The following is a 20,223-nucleotide window of genomic DNA, read 5'->3' as shown; positions in this document are numbered from 1 at the left end:
TTATAATGTTGAATTGCGGATGCACCTTGCATTCATGAAGAAGTAAACCAATGCTTCCGAACAGGACAGGATGATAAAGTGTTGTAAGTATGTATACAACAGTACGTTGGAGGATTGAAAATGAAAAAAGTAGTAAAATTTGGTGGAAGTTCACTGGCAAGCGCAGAACAGTTTAAGAAAGTCGGAAAGATTATTCGTGCAGATGAATCAAGAAAATTTGTGGTTCCGTCTGCACCAGGAAAAAGATTTTCAAATGATATAAAAGTAACAGACATGTTATATAGCTGTTATGGAGCGGCAATCCGAGAGAAAAAATTTGTAAATCAATTAGACGATATTCGTGCACGATATCAGGAAATCATAGAAGGACTGGATCTGACATTATCTTTAGATAAAGAGTTTGAAACGATCCGTGAAGATTTTGGGAAGAAAATCGGCAGAGAGTATGCAGCATCAAGAGGCGAATTTTTAAATGGTAAGATTATGGCAGCATATCTCGGATTTGAATTTGTTGATGCAGCAGAAGTAATTCGGTTTAACGAAGATGGAACCTTTGATGACGACACTACAAATGAATTGCTTGCAGAAAGACTGAAAGAATCAAAAGGGGCTGTAATCCCTGGATTTTACGGAGCAACTGAAGCTGGAAGAATTGTTACATTTTCAAGAGGCGGTTCTGATATTACAGGTTCACTTGTTGCACTGGCTGTTTCGGCAGATTTGTATGAGAACTGGACGGATGTATCAGGATGCTTGATCGCAGACCCAAGAATTGTAAAAAATCCAAAGCCAATTGATACAATTACATACAAAGAACTTAGAGAGTTGTCATATATGGGAGCAAGTGTATTACATGAAGATGCTATTTTCCCAGTAAGAAAAGCTGGAATCCCTATCAATATTCGTAATACAAACGCACCGGAAGATAAAGGTACACTGATTGTAGAGGGAACATGCAGACAGCCTAAATATACAATTACAGGAATTGCTGGTACAGATGGTTTTGCTTCTGTGACAATTGAAAAAGCAATGATGAACTCAGAAATTGGATTTTGTCGTAAGGTGTTGCAAGTGTTTGAAGATAATGATATTTCTATCGAGCATATGCCATCAGGAATCGATACAATGACAATTTTTGTACACAAAGATGAATTTGAAGAGAAAGAACAGAAAGTGCTCTCAGAGATTCATAAGGCAGTTAAACCAGATCACATTGAGTTAGAATCAGATTTGGCATTGATTGCAATTGTTGGACGTGGTATGCGTGCAACACGCGGAACAGCAGGACGTATTTTTTCTGCATTAGCACATGCACATATCAATGTAAAGATGATTGATCAGGGCTCAAGCGAGCTTAACATCATCGTCGGTGTAAGACATGATGATTTTAAAAATGCGATTCGTGCTTTATATGAGATTTTCGTTGAAACACGAATTTAATACAATTAAGGTGGGATATTGAGAAATGAATATTTTGTTCTTTTTGAAGCCGAAGAATGACGTAGCATATATTTATGACTACTGTACGCTTCGGCAGGTATTGGAAACGATGGAATTTCACAAATATGCAAGTATTCCAATGCTGAATAAAGAAGGCGAATATGTTGGTACAATGACAGAAGGGGATCTTCTTTGGGGAATTAAGAACTATACTGATTTGAATGTAAAAAAATCAGAAACAATCTTTATTAAGGATTTTCCACGCAGGGCAGATTATGATGTAGTGCGTGCAGATTCTGATATGGAAGATTTGATAAAGAAAGCAATGAATCAAAATTTTGTTCCGGTTGTAGATGACCAGAATAAATTCATAGGAATTATAACAAGAAAGAGCATCATCGAGTATTGTTTTGAAAATATGAAGCAGATAGAAGAAACTAACTAAAAACGGAAGAATTTTTGATGAAAAATCTAAAGAATTTTACAGAACACTAGAAAAGAATTGACAGAGATTGTGAAAATAGTGTATATTAATATCGTTGTCATATAAGCGACAACGATATATGCTGCCTTGGCGCAGTCGGTAGCGCGTCGCCTTGGTAAGGCGGAGGTCGGGGGTTCAAGTCCCCTAGGCAGCTTTGAACTTAGCCCCGGAAACACTGATATATGCGGTGTTTCCGGGGCTTTTCATGCTATTATAATTTTTCGGAATCTAAAATGATTGTAAACGGGCCATCATTTATGAGAGAAATCTTCATGTCTGCACCAAAACTTCCAGTTTCTACGATGTCAACTTGTTCCTTGCACTTGGAGATAATATATTCGTAGAGTGCGTTTGCTTTGTCTGGATTGCCTGCATCTACAAAACTCGGGCGATTGCCTTTTTTACAATTTGCATAAAGGGTAAATTGTGAAATTAAAAGAAGTTCTCCGTTGACATCTGCTAAGGATAGGTTTGTCTTTCCGTTTTCATCTTCAAAAATACGAAGTCCAATCAGCTTGTGGATCAGTTTGTCGGCAATTTCTTCGGTGTCTGATTCGGCTACACCAATTAAAACCATAAAGCCCTTTCCAATCTGTCCAATGACCTTGCCATCAACAGAAACAGAAGATTCGGTAACTCTTTGTATTACAAATTTCATTTTAATAAATCCTCCTTTGGTAAAAGTAAAGCAATGAATATATTTTATCGTGTGCTGTGAAAAAAGTCTATAAAAACATGAAACATTTTGTTGCAAAATATAATTTGTAAGTAAGTAAAATACTAAGCGATTGTCCTAAAAATAAAAGGCTTTTGTAAGCCAGAAAGATATGGTGAGCATATGGAACATTTCGAACGAAACCAACTTATTCCTCTTCGTGATGCATTAAATTCTTTGATGAAATTTGTAAGGGAAATACCGAGTGTCGGAATTCCGCAATTTTATTGTTTTCTGGATTACATGAAGAACAATATTGAAATCTATTTATACGCCCCGATGGATGCAAATGAATGGGAAACGTTATTTTTGCGTTTAAAAGACATCTTGATCCGGGATTGGCGAGAAGCCAATCATAGCGTATGGGGAATTCCTGCTTTTGATTTATTAATAGGTGAACGTGAAAATAAAACAGAACTTTGTTTAGAATTCCTTCAATTAGTGTCGGTTATAGACGGGTTTTTCTGAAAATCATCTTGCTGTCATATCTGATTTATGGTAAAATCAATTGCAGATTTTACGATAGTAGGAGGCAACTATGGAGAACGAAACTGTTTCAAAAAACTTTATAGAACAGGAAATAGATAAAGACCTGGCGGAAGGTGTATATGATCATGTGTGTACACGATTCCCACCGGAGCCGAATGGATATTTGCATATTGGACATGCAAAATCTATTTTGCTGAACTATGGATTGGCGCAGGAATATGATGGGGAATTTCACATGCGTTTTGACGATACGAATCCGACAAAAGAGAAGATGGAATTCGTAGATTCAATCAAAGAAGATATCAAATGGCTGGGAGCTGACTGGAAGCAACATTTATATTTTGCATCAGACTATTTTGATCAGATGTATGATTGTGCAGTGAAATTGATAAAAAAGGGAAAAGCATATGTGTGTGATTTGACAGCGGAAGAGATTCGTCAGTATAGAGGAACTTTAACTGAAGCTGGAAAAGAAAGTCCATACCGCAACAGAAGTGTAGAAGAGAATCTTCAGTTGTTTGAAGAGATGCGAGATGGTAAGTATGAGGATGGAACAAAAGTACTTCGTGCTAAGATCGACATGGCATCACCAAATATTAACATGAGAGACCCTGTTATTTATCGTGTTGCACATATGACGCATCACAATACAGGAGATAAGTGGTGTATTTATCCGATGTACGATTTTGCACATCCAATTGAGGATGCAATCGAAGGAATCACACATTCTATTTGTACATTGGAGTTTGAAGATCACAGACCATTGTATGATTGGGTAGTAAGAGAATGTGAATTTACTATGCCGCCAAGACAGATTGAGTTTGCAAAATTATATCTGACAAATGTAGTGACTGGTAAGCGTTATATTAAGAAACTGGTAGAAGACAAGATTGTAGATGGTTGGGATGATCCACGTCTTGTGTCCATTGCAGCACTTAGAAGAAGAGGATTCACACCGGAATCAATTAAGATGTTTATTGAAATGTGCGGAATTTCAAAGGCACAGAGTTCGGTTGATTATGCAATGTTAGAGTATTGTATCCGTGAAGATTTGAAGTTGAAAAAATCTCGAATGATGGCAGTATTAGATCCTATCAAACTGGTTATCGATAATTATCCAGAAGGACAGATTGAATATCTGGACGTACCTAACAATCTTGAAAATGAGGAGCTCGGAACAAGAAAAGTACCATTCTGTCGTGAACTTTACATTGAACGAGATGACTTTATGGAAGAACCACCGAAGAAATATTTCCGACTCTTCCCAGATAATGAAGTCCGCCTGATGTCAGCATATTTTGTTAAATGTGTTGGATATGAGAAGGATGAAGATGGTAATGTTACAGTTGTACATTGTACGTATGATCCGGAAACAAAGAGTGGAAGCGGCTTTACAGGAAGAAAAGTAAAAGGAACAATTCACTGGGTAGCAGCACCAACAGCTCAAAAAGCAGAAGTGAGATTGTATGAGAATCTTGTTGATGAAGAGAAAGGTGTATACAACAAAGAAGATGGTTCTTTGAACTTGAATCCAAATTCATTGACAATTTTGAAAGAATGTTATGTAGAACCAAGCTTTCAGGATGCGAAAGCATATGATAGCTTCCAGTTTGTACGAACAGGTTACTTTTGTATTGATGCGAAGGATTCAACAACAGAGAATCTGGTGTTTAACCGCATTGTTTCATTGAAGAGTTCGTTTAAACTTCCAAAGAAATAAGGTCTATGAATGAATTAACAATTAGCTTACAGCCAAAATCAGGCAAGCCATTATATGAACAGATTTATTCGTATATCAAAGAGGATATTCAGAACGGACGTATGAAGAGTAGCGAGAAACTGCCTTCAACAAGGGCGTTGTGTAAATATTTAGAAGTAAGTAGAAGCACAGTGGAACTGGCATATGAACAATTACTTTCAGAAGGATATGTGAAGGCAGTACCTTATAAGGGATATTATGTAACAGATATTAAAGGATTATATCAGATTAAGAATAGTTCGAGAGAATATCAGGAGAAAGAACAGTCACAAAAGCGACAGTATTTGTATGATTTTACTCCTAATGGAGTAGATTTGAGAGGATTCCCTTATAATGCATGGAGAAAATTATCAAAGGAATGTTTGGCAGACGATAAAGCGGAAATGTTTCGGCTGGGAAACCCGCAGGGGGAATCGGGATTGAGAAATGCGATCTGTAATTATCTACATCAGGCGAGAGGAGTTAATTGCTCGCCTGATCAGATTATAGTAGGTGCAGGAAACGATTATCTATATATGGTTCTTACAACAATAATGGGAAATCACCACAAAATTGCGTTTGAGAATCCGACTTATAAACGAGACTATCAGTTGTTTTATAATTTATCATATGAGACATGCACGGTAGATATAGATGAGCAGGGGATGGATGTCTCAAAACTAGAACAGTCGAATGCTAATATCGCATTTGTTATGCCATCCCATCAATATCCACTTGGAATTGTTATGCCGGTAAAACGTAGACTAGAGCTCCTTCGATGGGCAGAAAAGAAAGCAGACAGGTATATTATAGAGGATGATTATGACAGTGAATTCCGTTATAAGGGGAAGCCTATCCCGGCATTACAAGGATATGATAATCATGAAAAAGTAATTTATGTGGGAACCTTTTCAAAATCTATAGCACCTGCAATACGTGTAAGTTATATTGTATTACCTCGCGTATTACTTCAACAATATTGGGAGAAAAGTGGATTTTTAAATTCAACTGTTTCAAAAGTGGATCAGTTTATATTGCAAAAATTCATTGAAGAAGGATATTATGAGCGGCATTTAAACAAGACAAGGGCTCTATACAAAGGGCGTCATGACAGATTGCTTGCATCATTAAAATGTCTAAGAACGCAGTTTGATATTTCGGGAGAAAATGCAGGTGTGCATTTGTTGCTACATTGTAAGAATAAAATGTCGGAGACAGAGTTGATTCAAAGAGCAGCAGATAAAGATGTGAAAGTGTACGGATTGTCAGAATACTATGTTAAACAACAGATGCAAAAACCGGCTACGATTCTTCTTGGATATGCAAATATGCAGGAGAAATGTATCGTTGAGGCAGTGCGATTGTTAAAAGAGGCATGGATAGAAAAAGACGCATAAAGTAAGTTTTCTTCTTACTTTATGCGTCTTTTTTTCGTAATTTAAAGGCTTTCATCTCTTTTTAAAGAAACATATTCCCGTTCTTTCACTGGCTGAAGATCGTTGTCTAAATCAAAATCGTCTTCTTCAAAAATATCATCTTCTGTATGCTCATGTGAAAAGTACTTTTTGAAAGCATAAACGGAAACACCAATACCTATTCCGGCGAGCAGACATCTAGAAAGCAATTTTATAAATTTATTCATGGTTTTGATCCCCTTTCAATCAGAAATAATCTTGAATCTTAATGTATTTTAATACTTTTTGGGGTAAAATACAATTCTTTCTTGGATTTTCTGTATAAGAGAATTTGCCCAAGCTCAAAAATCGTGCTATAATATGCGGTATTATATAAGGCAGATGAACTTAACAGGAGGAGAATAATGAATCATCCAGCGGTGAAAAAAGCGAAAAATAAAATACTAGAAATTGTCTTCAGCCGTACAGCATTAGTTTTATTATTGATTTTATTACAACTAGGAGCAATGTTTGTACTGTCTACAATTCTGCGGGATTATGCGGTATATGTGTATTCATTAGAGCTGATTGCTCAGATCTTAATTGTCGTATATATCATAAATGATAAAACATGTCCGGAATTTACATGCACATGGATGCTATTGATTTTAATCTTTCCTGTATTTGGATGTTTGTTTTATGTTTATGTAAAACTTGAACTTGGAACGAGGATGTTTGGCAAACGGTTGTGTGATGTTCAGATGGAAACCTGGCCGTATTTGAAACAACAAAAGGAAATTGTAGAAGAATTGCAGGTTAGTAAGCCAGCCAACGCAAATCTTGCCAGATATATGGCGAATCAGCTGCATTACCCAACATATCGCAATACAAAAGCAATGTATTTTAGTTGCGGAGAAGAAAAATTTCCGGAGCTTTTAAAACAGTTGAAAATGGCTCAAAAATATATTTTTTTAGAGTATTTTATTGTCGCGGAAGGATATATGTGGGAATCAATACTTGAGATTTTGAAGCAGAAAGTGGCAGAGGGCGTAGAAGTTCGTTTTATGTATGATGGTATGTGCAGCATTTCTCTGCTTCCATACAAATATCCGGAGGAAATCCAACGCTATGGTATTAAATGTAAAATGTTTAGTCCAATCCGACCGGTTTTGTCAACCGTACAGAATAACCGTGATCATCGTAAGATTTGTGTTATTGATGGAAAGGTAGGATTTACAGGCGGAATTAACCTTGCAGATGAGTATATAAATAAAAAAGAACGTTTTGGCTATTGGAAAGATACAGCTGTCATGCTTCAAGGTGATGCGGTGCAGAGTTTGACAATGATGTTTTTACAGATGTGGAATGCAACGGAGCTGCTTCCGGAACAGTATGAATCATATTTGACAGACATGTCAACAGAACTGAAAAGAGAATTAGGGTTTGTTATTCCATATGCAGATAGTCCATATGATCATGAAAATGTTGGTGAAGAAGTTTATTGCCATATTTTAAATCATGCCAAGAAATATGTGCATATTATGACGCCATATCTAATACTGGATCGCGAAATGCTGGATGCTTTATGCCGCGCTGCAAAAAGTGAAATCGATGTAAAAATTATTATGCCACATATTCCGGATAAGTGGTATGCATTTGCGGTGGCAAAGACATACTATGAAGAACTTATCGAAGCCGGAGTGAAAATATATGAGTTTACGCCAGGTTTTGTACATGCAAAAATATTTGTGTCCGATGATGATACAGCAACAGTTGGAACGATTAACTTGGATTATCGTAGTTTGTTTCTTCATTTTGAGTGCGGGACATTTATTTATAATAATCCAATCGTACATGATGTGGAGGCAGATTTCCAAAAGACATTGACGCAATGCGAAAGGGTATCAGTTGCAGATGTTAAAAAAATAAGTCCGTTTATGTTTATTTGTGGACGAGTATTGCGGTTAATTGCACCATTAATGTAAAAACCAGCAAAATTTCGTAAAAAAGATTTTACTTTGTTTGAAAAATATAGTATAATTCATTAGGTGGCTCATTAATAAGAGTACCTAATAAGAATTAAAAAGTTCAAATACGCAGGAGGATTTGATATGGTTAAAGCAGTGGTTGGAGCGAACTGGGGCGATGAAGGAAAAGGTAAGATTACCGATATGCTCGGAAAAGAATCAGATATTATCGTTCGTTTTCAGGGAGGAGCTAATGCAGGACATACAATCGTGAATGATTATGGAAAGTTTGCTCTGCATACTCTGCCTTCAGGTGTGTTTTATGATCATACAACAAGTATTATTGGTAATGGAGTAGCATTGGATATTCCAAAATTATTTGGAGAGATTCAGTCTGTAGTGGAAAAAGGAGTTCCGGCTCCAAAGATTCTTGTATCAGATCGTGCACAGATTGTGATGTCTTATCATAAACTGTTTGATGCTTACGAGGAAGAACGTCTGGCAGGAAAATCATTTGGATCTACAAAATCAGGAATTGCACCTTTCTATTCAGATAAGTATGCTAAGATTGGTTTTCAGGTAAGTGAATTGTTTGATGATGATTTGCTTAAAGAAAAAGTTGTTCGAATCGCAGAACAGAAAAATGTATTGTTGGAGCACTTGTATCATAAACCATTATTGAATCCAGATGATTTATATAACGAATTGATGGAATATAAGAAAATGGTAGAACCATATGTATGTAATGTATCGTTGTTCCTTCATAATGCAATTAAAGAAGGAAAGAATATTCTTCTTGAAGGACAGCTGGGATCATTGAAAGATCCAGATCATGGAATTTACCCAATGGTTACATCATCTTCTACACTGGCTGCATATGGTGCAATCGGTGCAGGAATTCCACCATATGAAATCAAACAGATTATCACTGTATGTAAAGCATATTCGAGTGCTGTAGGAGCAGGTGCTTTTGTAAGTGAAATTTTCGGTGATGAAGCAGATGAATTGAGAAAGCGCGGCGGAGATGGCGGTGAATTTGGAGCTACTACAGGTCGTCCAAGACGTATGGGATGGTTTGACTGTGTTGCTTCTAAATATGGATGCAGAATGCAGGGAACAACAGATGTTGCATTTACAGTTTTAGATGTACTTGGATATCTTGAAGAAATTCCGGTATGCGTTGGATATGAGATTAACGGAGAAGTGACAACAGAATTTCCTGTAACACATTTGCTTGAGAAAGCAAAACCTGTATACAAAGTACTTCCAGGTTGGAAAGAAGATATTCGTGGTATCAAAAAATATGAGGATCTTCCGGAAAACTGCCGTAAATACATTGAATTTATTGAGGAGCAGATTGGATATCCGATTACTATGGTCAGCAACGGACCAGGACGAGATGATATTATTTATAGAAATAAATAAGAATGCAAAAAAGTGTCAGAAGTTTTTCTGGCACTTTTTTTGCGGGGAAAATGCAGATTGATATTCTTATAAAAAATAATTTCCGGCATATTTTTATTGTTCGGCTAATATAATGATAGAGCTGAAGTAAAAAGGAGGAGATGTTGATATGCAGCAAAACAGCATGAAAATTAAACAAAAGCAAAAAGTCATTTCAACAGAAGAATATTTAATGAAAAAGGGATTGCTTTACCAAAATCGCTCAGAAGAGCAAATAAAATCCATAACAATACCTCAAAATTGTATTGTTATGGAATTGGAAATGCTATATGTGTAAAAAATCATTTTTCAGGAGAATCATCGGAATGCTTTGCTAAACGATAAATTAGAATATAAGCATATAATAAAATAGGTAAAATAATTGTGGAAGCAATAGCTGCCTTTAATAAATCTGATGTATAAGCTGAGTCAATCATTGCGAATACTAATGTACAGATATAAAGTCCTGCTAAGAGGATGGCACCTATCAGAGCAAATACCCGAGTTAATTTATGCATAGAATCAATCCTTTCTAAAAAGTACTGTAAGCATTATAGCTGAATTATCAAAAAAATACAAACGATTTTTGGGTATTATGAAGAACCTTTGAACGATAAAAGAAATATTTTAGTTGCAAATCATTGTGAATTGACATAGAATATTAAAAGATGAATTATTACTTAGATAAAGGAGTTAAATACGATGAGCGATAAAAGTTTATTAGAACAGTGGAGAGCTACTGCATATGATCAGAGCTTAAGCAAAACAGAATTGGAAAATTTCTGGAGTAAATATTTTACAATTGAGAAAGATATTTATGTAGAACTTTTAAAGAATCCAGACGAAGAGGTTCGTGGAACTTTAAAAGAAGTGGCAGCAAAATATGGACAGGATGTTATGACAATGGTTGGATTCTTGGATGGAATCAATGACAGTTTAAAAGTTGCCAATCCAATTGAGACAATGACAGAAGATACAGAAATTAATTTAGTATTTGATAAAGAATTACTTTATAAGAATATGATTGATGCAAAAGCAGACTGGCTGTATGGATTGCCACAGTGGGATGATATTTTTGATGAAGAAACAAAGAAGCGTCTTTACAGAGAACAGAAACAGTCAGGAACTATCCGTAAAGAGAAAAAAATTGGAAGAAATGATCCATGTCCATGTGGAAGTGGAAAAAAATATAAAAAATGTTGTGGACGTAATATCTAATTGTGCATAATATGATGTGAATCAAGACATAATAAGAGGGAGTTCAAAAAAAGGAGGAACTTTTATTATGCCAGATTTAAGATGTACCGTACAGACATGTGTACACAACCAACAATTTTTATGTGACCTGGATAGTATTGAAGTTGGAGGTCGTAATGCCAAAACAGTAGGTGAAACTTGTTGTGGTAGTTTTCAGGAACGGACAGGTGATTCGTATTCCAATTCCAGTGTGACAGGTCAGGCTTCAGATTTGACAAAGGTTGACTGTAAGGCGACAGAGTGTACGTATAACGAACATCGTGCCTGCCATGCAGGGAAAATCAGTGTAGAGGGAAGTAATGCATGTGATTGTGATGGAACAGAATGTGCGACATTTACATGCGATTGCTAAAATGATAAGTATGATTAATCCAGGAAGAAATTCCTGGATTTTTTATCTCCGTCGAGAAGACCACCACCTCTTCAGGTGGTGAGTAATGGTATATTTGATGTTATACTTTTGTTGACGTAATATCTTTGCCGCGTTATAATCTTCTTAATGCATAAAAATGAAGATTTCATGAAAGAAAGGGTGGCAATACGCTATGGACCAGTCAGCTGAGAAAGATAAAAATGTCACAAAAAAAGACGATAAAGTGAACGGAAAAGAAAAGAAAAAGTCTGTTGAGAACAGCGGGTACTATATTAATAGACCTAAATTTGGAAACAATGGACCTTCAAAATTGAAACAACAATTTAGTCAGGGGCTAACCCTGCTGTTGGTAGTTATAGTTTGCCTTTTGATATATTTTGCACTTTTACGATTGGAAAGGATTTCAAATGTTATTCATCTTGTTTTGGAAATACTTAAGCCTATAATATATGGGTTTGCGATTGCGTATCTTTTAAACCCAATTGTAAAAAAAGTAGATGAATATTTGATTCCATATATCAATAAACATTTTCCAAATAGTAAAAAAGCAACGCAGATTTCAAGAGGTACAGGTATATTTGTTGCGGTTGTTTTGTTGATTTCAATTATTACAGCACTGTGCAATATGATGCTCCCGGAATTATATAAGAGTATCTGGAATATGGTGTCCACGGTTCCAAGCCAGTTGAATACAGCAGTTAATCAAATTACAAAGATGATGTCAAAAGATACTACTACCGGACAGCTTTTTACAAATGTACTCATGCAGGCGACGGATTTTATTCAGAATTGGATGAAGACAGATTTATTAGAACAAGTTAATGTTGTAATGTCTAACCTGACAGTTGGAGTGATTAATGTTGTAAAAGAATTGTTTAACGGAATTATTGGAATCATCATTTCTGTTTATGTGCTTTGGGGAAAAGAAGTATTTTCCCAGCAGGCAAAAAAGATAATTTACGCGATTTTTAAACCAAATTCTGCGAATATGATCTTGCATCTGACAATTAAAAGTAATGAAATCTTTGGCGGGTTTATTATTGGGAAGATTATTGACTCCATTATTATTGGGATATTGTGTTTTATTGGTCTGAGTATATTAAAGATGCCATACACATTGCTTGTCAGTGTGATTGTAGGTGTGACAAATGTAATTCCGTTTTTTGGTCCATATATAGGGGCAATACCGAGTGCGATTTTGATCACTCTTTCAGATCCGATAAAGGGTCTGTACTTTTTGATTTTTATTTTGATTTTACAACAGATAGATGGAAATATTATCGGACCTAAAATTATCGGAAATTCGACAGGTTTGTCAGCTTTCTGGGTTGTGTTTTCGATTTTGTTAGGAGGAGGTTTGTTTGGAATACCGGGAATGATTCTTGGTGTGCCTACATTTGCAGTATTGTCTTATATTGTGACAATGCTTATAAATCATAATCTGGAGAAAAAGAATCTGCCGATAGAGGCATCGTGTTATGACGAGTTGAGTTATGTGGACACAGACGGGACATACGTTCATTCTGACAGAAATGAATTTAAAAAAGATAAAGGGGAATAGAAATGCCAATTCGAGTACAAAATGATTTACCGGTAAAAGAAATACTGGAACAGGAAAATATATTTGTAATGGATGAATATCGTGCGGCACATCAGCAGATACGTCCAATCAGCATCGGACTTTTGAATTTGATGCCATTAAAGGAGGATACGGAACTTCAGATACTGCGGTCATTGTCTAATACGCCGTTGCAGGTCGACGTGACATTTGTGAGAGTTAGCAGCCATGTTTCTAAAAATACTTCAACCAGCCATATTTATAAATTTTATGAGTCATTTGAAAGTATTAAGAATAAAAAATTTGATGGATTTATTATTACAGGGGCACCGGTAGAACAGATGCCGTTTGAAGAGGTTGACTACTGGGAAGAATTAAAAGAAATTATGGAGTGGACGAAAACAAATGTCACATCAACACTTCACTTATGCTGGGGAGCACAGGCTGGAATTTATTATCACTATGGGATTGATAAAGTGATGTTATCGGAAAAGAAGTTTGGTGTGTTCCCACATCATGTACGTGATCGTAAGATTCCGCTGGTGCGTGGGTTTGATGATATATTTTATGCACCACATTCCAGACATACGGAGGTTCCTTTAAAAGAACTGGAGGCCGATGATCGTATTAGAATCCTTGCTGATTCAGATGAGGCAGGTGTTTTCTTGTGTATGGCAGAAGAAGGAAAGCAGGTTTTTGTTATGGGACATCCTGAATATGATCGTATGACATTGGATACAGAGTATAAGCGAGACTGCGCAAAAGGATTGGATATCCAGATACCGGTCAACTATTATCCGAATAATAATCCGGATAATAAACCAAATTTGTTGTGGAGATCTCACGCAAATACTTTATATAGTAACTGGTTGAATTATTACGTATATCAGGTAACTCCATATAACCTGTATGGAGCACCGAATTTTAGCTGAGAGTGTACATAAACAAGGTAGAGTACTACGAGGAAAATATAATGGAAGATACATATTTTTCAGATAAAGTAAATGCATTAAAAACAGGTGTATTTGCCACGCTGAATCAAAAGAAAGCAGAACTTATCCAGAGAGGAAGAAAAGTGTATAACTTATCGGTCGGAACACCTGATTTTCCACCGGCACCGCATATTATGAAAGCAATGGAGGATGCATGCAAGAATCCGGAGAATTATAAATATTCGTTGGAAGACCGGCCGGAATTGTTAGAGGCACTTCAATTTCATTATAAACGTCGGTTTAATGTGAATGTTGAAAAAGATGAAATTACTTCAGTAAATGGTTCACAAGAAGGTATGGCACATATAGGAATGGTTTTGTGTAATCCGGGAGATACAATCCTTGTGCCAAATCCAGGGTATCCATTGTTTGAAACAAGTGGAATGATGGCTGATGCAAAGATAGAGTATTATCCGATAAAAGAGGAAAATGGATATCTGCCAGACTTGGATGCAATATCGGAAGAGGTACTTGCACGGACAAAATATATGATTGTATCATATCCGTTAAATCCGGTATGTGTATGTGCACCGGATGAATTTTATGAACGCCTGATAATATTTGCGAAAGAGCATGACATTATTATCATTCATGATAATGCTTATTCCGATATTATTTATACACGAAAACAAGGACGATCCTTTTTATCGTTTGATGGTGCAAAAGAGGTGGGAGTGGAGTTTTATTCCTTGTCAAAGTCTTTTAATCTGACAGGAGCAAGAATCTCTTTTGTGGTAGGAAATAAGCAGATTATAAATAAATTAAAGATTTTTCGTTCACAGATAGATTATGGGGTGTTTCTTCCTGTTCAATATGCAGCAATCGCGGCATTGACAGGACCACTTGATGTGGTAGAAGAACAACGTCAGGAGTATGAAAAGCGAAATAAAATGCTTTGTGGTGGTTTGCGCTCAATTGGGTGGGAGGTACCGGATAGTCAAGGCACGATGTTTGTGTGGGCAAGAATTCCGGAAAAATATAAATCATCTGTTGAATTTTGCTTGGATTTAATGGAGAAAACAGGCGTTATTGTTACACCTGGAAATGCTTTTGGCAGTAGAGGGGAAGGTTATGTGAGAATGGCTTTGGTAGTTGGAGAAGAAACGATTTCAGAGTTATTATCAGTGTTGGAAGAATCAAATATATTTTCAAAACAGATATAAAATATTTACAAGAAAGTATTTAATACGTTAGATGGGAGAATGGCAGTATGCAGCGAATTGCAAAATTTCATAAAGTAAGTGAAGAAAGATTCATAAATGACTGGAAGGATACTTTTGAGGAAACAAGTGAAGCAGAGATTAAAAAAATCTATGAGGATATCTTGTTACCTAAAAGAGCAACTGCAGGTTCGGCAGGATACGATTTCTACGCACCGATGGATATTTGTATTCAGCCAGGCGAGACAATAAAGATTCCAACAGGAGTTCGGGTTGAGATGGAACCAAATTGGGTTTTGAAATGTTATCCTAGAAGTGGGCTTGGATTCAAATTCCGTTTACAGTTAAATAATACGGTTGGCATTATTGATAGTGATTATTTTTATTCGGATAATGAAGGACATATTTTTGCAAAGCTTACGAATGATACAAATGAAGGTAAGATAGTACGGATTTTGGCGGGAAATGGTTTTATGCAGGGAATATTTGTTGAATATGGAATTACAGTAGATGATGATGTAACAGATATTCGAAATGGTGGATTTGGAAGTACTACAAAATAGAAAATAGATCGACTGTTGCAAAAAAAGTAATGCAACAGTCGATTTTTTAATTTTTATTGATTTTCATATAACTTCTTCCGGTGATTGTACGATTGAAAATAAGAAAACATGCGACGATGATACAACCGATAATAAAACCTATAATATTAAAACAAGCTGTCATAGTTAAAAGGATTAAACGCATGAATTTTAATGCATAACCAAGTTCGTAATTGGGCTGGGTGTAGTCTGCTACAGCAACAAAAGCCATGTATAGCATTACTTCAGAATTAAACCAGCCGGATTGTACTGAAAATTCTCCCATTACGATACCGGCAATCACACTAAGTGGGGTGCTTAGCATACTGGGCGTATTTAAGGCTGCAAGCCGTAAGCCATCAATCGATAATTCTAAGATTAAAAATTGATAAAAGAGGGCAATATTTACAGTATCTTGTACCACGACAAAGGAAAAAATATCAGGGAGCAACTCTAAATTTTGCATAAATAACAAAAATACAGGAGTTAAAAATACAGTTCCAAAAGAAATCAATGCACGTGAAAATTTCAGATAGATACCGGTGATTTTTGGAAAATAGTAATCATTTGCTTCTTCTACCATATCAAAGACAGAAGTTGGCAAAATCATTGCCGAAGGAGAATTGTCGACTAGAATTACAACTTTTCCTTCTAAAATACAGGCGGCAGCGGTATCAGGACGTTCAGAGAACTTAAATTTTGGAAAAGGGTTAAACCATTTCCGTCTGAACATTGCTTCTGCAAGGCTTTGCTGATTCATGCGAAGATCATCTACTTGCATATTTTGGAGGATGTTTTTGATTTCTTTAAGTAAGGGCTGGTTAACCCGGTCTTTCATATAGCAAATTGCAATATCTGTCCGAGAAGTCTGACCACCCTCTGTAATTTCCATAATAAGATGGGGATCGCGGATTCTTCTTCTGATTAAAGCTGTGTTAAATACAATTGTTTCAACAAAACCATCACGTGAGCCGCGAAGAGATTTGTCCTTTTCTGGTTCGCCAACATTCCTAGAAGGGTATGTCCTGCAATCAATTGCAAAGCAGAAAGAATATCCTTCTACAAATAAACATGTTATTCCTGAAAGAACATCCCTTATAATTTCATCGTAATCCTGTATGATGTCTATTTCTGCGTGTGGAATAAAGCATTCTGCAAATAATGTAGCATCAGAGGGTAGTTCATCTGCTTTTAATTTGTATAAAGAATCCAGTATTTTTAACAGAGTTTCATCTTTAGTAAAACCATCAATAAAATAGAAGACTGCTTGTTTGTCTGCGATTTTGATACTGCGGCGGATTATATCAAAACTTTCATGGATTGGAAGTGCTGTATCCATATATTTAATGTTTTCATTAAATGATGAAGTCATTTGCCCTTGAAATTTAGTAATCATAATATAAGCCTCTTTCTTTTGATTCATTACAATAATTATAGAATCCCCTCAGCACAAAAGAATTATTCGCTGTCTTTACATTTTGTAAAAGGTCTGTTATGCTTTATGAGAAGGATATTAAGAAGTATTAAAAAATCATGCTAAAAAAATAATTTACATATTGACATTTCAGGTGAAGTGTGATAAATTAATATCTGCATGAGGCAAAAGAAAGAAGAGTATCCACTCTCACCATAGCACAAGTGAGTGACTATTGGTTTGATATTGATGATTTTATCTTTTGAAAGATAGATGTATTGATTCGAGTGGAGCAGATTCACTCGATTTTTTTTGTTTCAGAAATATGTTTCGCAAACAAACAACCTAAAGGAAATTCATTTGACGGAGGTATACGACAATTAGCGATTTAATGATTAACGAACAGATTAGAGACAGAGAGGTTCGTCTGATTAGTGAAGACGGAGAACAGCTGGGAGTCATGTCAGCAAGAGAAGCTTTTAAGCTTGCACAGGAAGCAGAACTTGATCTTGTCAAGATTGCACCAACAGCAAAGCCACCGGTATGTAAGATTATCGATTATGGAAAATACAAATATGAGCTGACAAGAAAAGAAAAAGAAGCAAAGAAAAAACAGAAGACTGTTGAAGTTAAAGAAGTGCGTTTGTCACCGAATATCGATACAAATGATTTGAATACAAAGGTGAATAATGCGAAGAAATTCATCACAAAAGGAAATAAAGTAAAGGTTACACTTCGTTTCCGAGGAAGAGAGATGGCACATGTACAGCAGAGCAAGCATATTCTTGATGATTTTGCAGCTATGCTTGAGGATGTAGCAACAGTCGAGAAGCCGGCAAAGATGGAAGGTCGGAACATGAGCATGGTTTTAACTATAAAACGTTAAAAATAAAAAACAGAAGCAACGATAAAGGAGGAAATCATCATGCCAAAAATTAAAACAAATAGAGCGGCAGCAAAACGTTTCAAAGCAACAGGAACAGGAAAACTGAAAAGAAATAAAGCTTACAAGAGCCATATCTTAACAAAGAAGACAACTAAGAGAAAAAGAAATCTTAGAAAGTCTACAATCACAGATGCAACAAACGTAAAGAACATGAAGAAAGTTTTACCATATCTGTAAGATTTGAAAGTATTGAAGGAGGATTAAGAAATGGCACGTATTAAAGGCGGAATGAACGCAAAAAAGAAACACAATAGAACATTAAAACTTGCTAAAGGATATAGAGGAGCACGTTCAAAACAGTACAGAGTTGCAAAACAGTCTGTAATGAGAGCTCTTACATCTGCATACGCAGGAAGAAAACAGCGCAAACGTCAGATGAGACAGCTGTGGATCGCTCGTATCAATGCAGCAGCAAGAATGAATGGTCTTTCATACAGCAAATTTATGTATGGACTGAAACTTGCAGGTGTTGAGATGAACAGAAAAATGCTTGCTGAGCTTGCAGTAAACGATAAAGAAGGATTTGCAACACTTGCAGAAGTTGCTAAATCTAAACTTGCTTAATTTTAACCAGAATAAAAAAGAAAGGGTTCGATTTTCGATCCCTTTCTTTTTTTATTCTGGTTTTGATAATTGCTCTACAAGCTGAAAGATAAGAGTTTGATTGCTTTTGTCTAAACGTTCATATGCACGACATAATTGATAATTTCGCTCCGACATCTGCTTGTATTCCAGTTGATATTCCATGGTGTGACGGGCATCTGAATAACAAAGTATGTAGTCAATAGATACATCAAAAAATTTTGACAGATCAATTAAAATATCTGCTGGGAGAGAAGATGTTCCGTTTTCTATCCGGCTGATAGTTTGTTGAGAAACATTTAGCTTTGCAGCCAATTCTTCTTGAAGTATATTTCGTTCTTTTCGAAGTTCTTTTACACGATTCTGCACAATTTTACACTCCTTCATGTTATACTATCTATTTTATCCAATATTTTCCATTGTGCTATCCGATATAAGAGTATAAACATACTCATAGTTAATGTATAAAGAACAAATATAGGATTAATATACTACGAATCAAGAAACAAATGTTAAAATACAAACGGGTGATGAAAATGTTAAATAATACAATTGGAAAGAATATAAGACGAGTACGTGAAATAAATGATATGAACCAGGAAGAAGTTGCGGCACAATTGAATATTCGCCGGCAGACGTTATCTGCATACGAGACGGGCCGTTCTGTTCCTAATATTTATATTTTGCTGGAACTTGCATCGTTTTTTAGAGTATCAATTGAAGATTTGACAAGAAATGTAAAGTTATAGGTTGTCGGTTATTATGATATGATGTCAGTCTTGTAATGCATATAGAAAATGATGTATAATATAAAAGAGTTTAGTTTATTTAGTATCCGTAGAAAAAGATATGATTGTTTGTGGATACAAAATTTATAAGTTCAAGACAGATGAGGAGGCCGAAATAAGATGGAAGAAGTGACATGGTTTTTTGAAGATGAAGATGGCAAATGTGTGGCAAGTGTGCAATTGGGAATTGATGATATGAGATACGCTGTTCAATATTTGAAAAATGATGTAGAGAATGGAAGATATATACTTGGATATACAAAGGCTGATGGTAAAAGAAGAGTTTTTAAAGGTTCTCGACAAATTGTGAATCATATGTCTGATGACAAAAAAGAAATAATTCCGAATGAAGTAGTAGAAACAGAAGTGGAAAACATGAATAATAAAATAGTTGAATGAAAAAATGAGCAGAGAAAAAACTCTGCCCCTTTTTTTGCCCCTTTTTGCTAAATTGAGTAATAAAAAATCCCGAAAACACTGCAATTATCAGCATTTTTCGGGATAAGTTAAATGCGGAAGATGGGACTTGAACCCACACAAGCGCAATGCTTACAAGATCCTTAGTCTTGCTCGTCTGCCAGTTCCGACACTTCCGCATATGGTAAATAAGTACATGTAAAACAAATAATCTATGAAATAGATGCGGAAGATGGGACTTGAACCCACACGATCGCATTGATCACAAGATCCTTAGTCTTGCTCGTCTGCCAGTTCCGACACTTCCGCTTGTTTTGTTTTCGTAGCTGTACTCACGCCACGAATAGTATAATACAATGAGTTGAGAAGAATGTCAACACATTTTTTGATTTTTTTAAATTTTTTGAAAAATTTTTGAAATTACAAAAATAAGGAAATGTTCAATTGCTAATGAATATAATAATACTGTGGGAAAATAAAAAATA

At 35.7% G+C, this 20,223-nt stretch carries 24 protein-coding genes and 3 tRNA genes; 20 read left to right on the top strand and 7 right to left on the bottom strand.

Annotated features, from left to right (window positions below; genetic code table 11):
* Positions 1–120: 120 nt before the first annotated feature.
* The 3 genes from D8Q48_RS02245 (at position 121) to D8Q48_RS02235 (ending at position 2,078) form a co-directional block, all read left to right on the top strand.
* Positions 121–1,440 (top strand): aspartate kinase, encoded by a 1,320-nt coding sequence (locus tag D8Q48_RS02245; RefSeq protein WP_117988955.1) that lies wholly within the window; start codon positions 121–123, stop codon positions 1,438–1,440.
* A 25-nt stretch (positions 1,441–1,465) separates the two neighbouring features.
* The gene (locus tag D8Q48_RS02240; protein WP_121055242.1) at positions 1,466–1,885 is read left to right on the top strand and encodes a CBS domain-containing protein; all 420 of its coding nucleotides are present in this window, start codon (positions 1,466–1,468) and stop codon (positions 1,883–1,885) included.
* A 120-nt stretch (positions 1,886–2,005) separates the two neighbouring features.
* A tRNA-Thr gene (locus D8Q48_RS02235) sits at positions 2,006–2,078 on the top strand.
* Positions 2,079–2,135: 57 nt separating this feature from the next.
* Here D8Q48_RS02235 and dtd read toward each other — a convergent pair.
* Positions 2,136–2,582, bottom strand: coding sequence for a D-aminoacyl-tRNA deacylase (gene dtd / locus D8Q48_RS02230; RefSeq protein ID WP_117988957.1), 447 nt, complete (start codon positions 2,580–2,582; stop codon positions 2,136–2,138).
* 180 nt (positions 2,583–2,762) lie between these two features.
* Between dtd and D8Q48_RS02225 the strand changes: the two genes are divergently transcribed.
* The 3 genes from D8Q48_RS02225 (at position 2,763) to D8Q48_RS02215 (ending at position 6,263) form a co-directional block, all read left to right on the top strand.
* Positions 2,763–3,107, top strand: a complete 345-nt coding sequence (locus D8Q48_RS02225) for a hypothetical protein (protein WP_022076414.1) — start codon at positions 2,763–2,765, stop codon at positions 3,105–3,107.
* A gap of 70 nt (positions 3,108–3,177) precedes the next feature.
* Positions 3,178–4,848 carry a glutamine--tRNA ligase/YqeY domain fusion protein gene (locus D8Q48_RS02220; RefSeq protein WP_022076413.1) on the top strand — a complete coding sequence of 557 codons (1,671 nt, stop codon included), beginning with the start codon at positions 3,178–3,180 and terminating at the stop codon, positions 4,846–4,848.
* Between the two features lie 5 nt (positions 4,849–4,853).
* Positions 4,854–6,263 (top strand): PLP-dependent aminotransferase family protein, encoded by a 1,410-nt coding sequence (locus D8Q48_RS02215; RefSeq protein WP_117988958.1) that lies wholly within the window; start codon positions 4,854–4,856, stop codon positions 6,261–6,263.
* A 41-nt stretch (positions 6,264–6,304) separates the two neighbouring features.
* Here the strand turns inward: D8Q48_RS02215 and D8Q48_RS02210 are convergent, their stop codons facing one another.
* Entirely contained in the window at positions 6,305–6,508 is a 204-nt protein-coding gene (locus tag D8Q48_RS02210) for a hypothetical protein (protein ID WP_117988959.1), read from the bottom strand.
* A gap of 177 nt (positions 6,509–6,685) precedes the next feature.
* Here D8Q48_RS02210 and cls point away from each other — a divergent pair, with 177 nt between their 5' ends.
* From cls to D8Q48_RS17080, 3 genes are all read left to right on the top strand, one after another.
* The gene (gene cls / locus D8Q48_RS02205; protein WP_118723704.1) at positions 6,686–8,245 is read left to right on the top strand and encodes a cardiolipin synthase; all 1,560 of its coding nucleotides are present in this window, start codon (positions 6,686–6,688) and stop codon (positions 8,243–8,245) included.
* 126 nt (positions 8,246–8,371) lie between these two features.
* Positions 8,372–9,652: an adenylosuccinate synthase gene (locus D8Q48_RS02200; RefSeq protein ID WP_117988961.1), complete on the top strand. Its 1,281-nt coding sequence runs from the start codon at positions 8,372–8,374 to the stop codon at positions 9,650–9,652.
* Between the two features lie 148 nt (positions 9,653–9,800).
* Entirely contained in the window at positions 9,801–9,968 is a 168-nt protein-coding gene (locus D8Q48_RS17080; protein ID WP_172696940.1) for a hypothetical protein, read from the top strand.
* Positions 9,969–9,972: 4 nt separating this feature from the next.
* Here the strand turns inward: D8Q48_RS17080 and D8Q48_RS02195 are convergent, their stop codons facing one another.
* Positions 9,973–10,188 (bottom strand): hypothetical protein, encoded by a 216-nt coding sequence (locus D8Q48_RS02195; protein WP_117988962.1) that lies wholly within the window; start codon positions 10,186–10,188, stop codon positions 9,973–9,975.
* Between the two features lie 184 nt (positions 10,189–10,372).
* Between D8Q48_RS02195 and D8Q48_RS02190 the strand changes: the two genes are divergently transcribed.
* The 6 genes from D8Q48_RS02190 to D8Q48_RS02165 all read left to right on the top strand — a co-directional run bounded on the left by D8Q48_RS02190 (position 10,373) and on the right by D8Q48_RS02165 (position 15,573).
* On the top strand, positions 10,373–10,888 hold the full coding sequence (locus D8Q48_RS02190) for an SEC-C metal-binding domain-containing protein (RefSeq protein ID WP_117988963.1): 516 nt from the start codon (positions 10,373–10,375) through the stop codon (positions 10,886–10,888).
* 67 nt (positions 10,889–10,955) lie between these two features.
* Positions 10,956–11,279, top strand: coding sequence for a DUF1540 domain-containing protein (locus tag D8Q48_RS02185; protein WP_121055240.1), 324 nt, complete (start codon positions 10,956–10,958; stop codon positions 11,277–11,279).
* Between the two features lie 193 nt (positions 11,280–11,472).
* Positions 11,473–12,861, top strand: coding sequence for an AI-2E family transporter (locus tag D8Q48_RS02180; RefSeq protein ID WP_118687763.1), 1,389 nt, complete (start codon positions 11,473–11,475; stop codon positions 12,859–12,861).
* A 2-nt stretch (positions 12,862–12,863) separates the two neighbouring features.
* Positions 12,864–13,790 (top strand): homoserine O-succinyltransferase, encoded by a 927-nt coding sequence (metA, locus tag D8Q48_RS02175; protein WP_121055238.1) that lies wholly within the window; start codon positions 12,864–12,866, stop codon positions 13,788–13,790.
* A 41-nt stretch (positions 13,791–13,831) separates the two neighbouring features.
* Positions 13,832–15,013, top strand: coding sequence for an aminotransferase class I/II-fold pyridoxal phosphate-dependent enzyme (locus D8Q48_RS02170; RefSeq protein ID WP_121055236.1), 1,182 nt, complete (start codon positions 13,832–13,834; stop codon positions 15,011–15,013).
* 47 nt (positions 15,014–15,060) lie between these two features.
* Positions 15,061–15,573 carry a deoxyuridine 5'-triphosphate nucleotidohydrolase gene (locus tag D8Q48_RS02165; protein ID WP_117988968.1) on the top strand — a complete coding sequence of 171 codons (513 nt, stop codon included), beginning with the start codon at positions 15,061–15,063 and terminating at the stop codon, positions 15,571–15,573.
* A 46-nt stretch (positions 15,574–15,619) separates the two neighbouring features.
* On the opposite strand, the gene D8Q48_RS02160 is transcribed toward D8Q48_RS02165, so the two are convergent.
* Positions 15,620–16,987 (bottom strand): spore germination protein, encoded by a 1,368-nt coding sequence (locus D8Q48_RS02160; RefSeq protein ID WP_121055234.1) that lies wholly within the window; start codon positions 16,985–16,987, stop codon positions 15,620–15,622.
* 409 nt (positions 16,988–17,396) lie between these two features.
* On the opposite strand from D8Q48_RS02160, the gene infC reads away from it, so the two are divergent.
* From infC to rplT, 3 genes are read left to right on the top strand one after another with little or no spacing between them, the layout of a single operon-like run.
* The gene (gene infC, locus D8Q48_RS02155) at positions 17,397–17,891 is read left to right on the top strand and encodes a translation initiation factor IF-3 (protein ID WP_022076031.1); all 495 of its coding nucleotides are present in this window, start codon (positions 17,397–17,399) and stop codon (positions 17,889–17,891) included.
* Between the two features lie 39 nt (positions 17,892–17,930).
* Positions 17,931–18,128, top strand: a complete 198-nt coding sequence (gene rpmI / locus D8Q48_RS02150) for a 50S ribosomal protein L35 (RefSeq protein ID WP_022076030.1) — start codon at positions 17,931–17,933, stop codon at positions 18,126–18,128.
* 30 nt (positions 18,129–18,158) lie between these two features.
* Positions 18,159–18,515 (top strand): 50S ribosomal protein L20, encoded by a 357-nt coding sequence (gene rplT, locus D8Q48_RS02145; protein WP_022076029.1) that lies wholly within the window; start codon positions 18,159–18,161, stop codon positions 18,513–18,515.
* Positions 18,516–18,566: 51 nt separating this feature from the next.
* Here the strand turns inward: rplT and D8Q48_RS02140 are convergent, their stop codons facing one another.
* Positions 18,567–18,902: a helix-turn-helix transcriptional regulator gene (locus D8Q48_RS02140; RefSeq protein WP_243116198.1), complete on the bottom strand. Its 336-nt coding sequence runs from the start codon at positions 18,900–18,902 to the stop codon at positions 18,567–18,569.
* A 167-nt stretch (positions 18,903–19,069) separates the two neighbouring features.
* Here D8Q48_RS02140 and D8Q48_RS02135 point away from each other — a divergent pair, with 167 nt between their 5' ends.
* The gene (locus D8Q48_RS02135; RefSeq protein ID WP_172696939.1) at positions 19,070–19,282 is read left to right on the top strand and encodes a helix-turn-helix transcriptional regulator; all 213 of its coding nucleotides are present in this window, start codon (positions 19,070–19,072) and stop codon (positions 19,280–19,282) included.
* Positions 19,283–19,441: 159 nt separating this feature from the next.
* Positions 19,442–19,720, top strand: coding sequence for a hypothetical protein (locus D8Q48_RS02130; RefSeq protein WP_117988971.1), 279 nt, complete (start codon positions 19,442–19,444; stop codon positions 19,718–19,720).
* 112 nt (positions 19,721–19,832) lie between these two features.
* Here D8Q48_RS02130 and D8Q48_RS02125 read toward each other — a convergent pair.
* Positions 19,833–19,917: transfer RNA gene (locus D8Q48_RS02125), tRNA-Leu, on the bottom strand.
* Positions 19,918–19,962: 45 nt separating this feature from the next.
* Positions 19,963–20,047: transfer RNA gene (locus tag D8Q48_RS02120), tRNA-Leu, on the bottom strand.
* Positions 20,048–20,223 lie beyond the last annotated feature (176 nt).

The organism is Ruminococcus sp. B05 (assembly GCF_003628495.1).
Classification (GTDB): Bacteria; Bacillota; Clostridia; order Lachnospirales; family Lachnospiraceae; genus Schaedlerella; species Schaedlerella hominis.
This window is presented reverse-complemented; position numbering and strand designations above follow the sequence as displayed.